Origin of the sequence: Neoluteolibacter marinus, from assembly GCF_014904755.1 — a bacterium.
Lineage (GTDB): Bacteria > Verrucomicrobiota > Verrucomicrobiia > Verrucomicrobiales > Akkermansiaceae > Haloferula > Haloferula marina.
In genome coordinates, this window is record NZ_JACZFQ010000245.1 from 1 (window position 1) to 667 (window position 667).

The window sequence follows — 667 nt, forward strand, 5'->3', positions numbered from 1 at the left end:
CTCTGCTGCTGGTTGCCGGAGATGAACCCGGTGAACACCGACAGCAGAAGCATCATCACGGCCAGCACGCCGACGACCAGGAAGATCCCGGCTGCGGTCAGGCGGGTAGTCCAACGTCCAGGGTTGAGGTTCATGGCTCAGACCTCGGCCTTCCAGGTGGTCTGAGCGAAGTCCGTAGCCTCCCACTGCTCGTCCTCGTTGAGCATCAGCGTGGCCTCGAAGCGCAGCAGGAGCGTGCCGCCCGTCTCGGTCTTGACTGTCGCCTCGACCTCGCGAGACCACCGCAACGGACTGTCGTTCGGCGCGCCCTCGAAGGGCTCGTCGCTGATCGTGACGTCAGTGACTTCGGATGCTCCGCGGCCGTCCAGGGGAGTGTCCGCGTCGGCAAGGTGGTCGCTCAGCTTGTCGTTGGTGAGATCAGCAACCCACCCCTTCCACTCGTCTCCCTCCCCGCGCGACAGGTAGGCAGTCGCCAGAGCCTCTGCTGTGTCCTCTGGTTTGCTGCGGTCCGCCTCCGGCTCGCTCGGCTGCGCGACGTCCTGTTGCTCGTGGGATGGCTTCGTTCCGGCCTCTGGGTCTACGGCCTGATCGTTGCCGCCCATGTCCGGCCCTGTGGACTCATCGGAGGCGGACGGGCTGGCGCTCTCAAGCGGCTCAGCTTCGACCT

At 65.8% G+C, this 667-nt stretch carries 1 protein-coding gene; it reads right to left on the reverse strand.

What is annotated here, in order from left to right; all coding sequences use genetic code 11:
* Positions 1–137: 137 nt before the first annotated feature.
* Positions 138–667 (reverse strand): hypothetical protein (locus tag IG178_RS24685; RefSeq protein ID WP_226895776.1); only part of this gene is annotated, 530 nt, incomplete at its 5' end.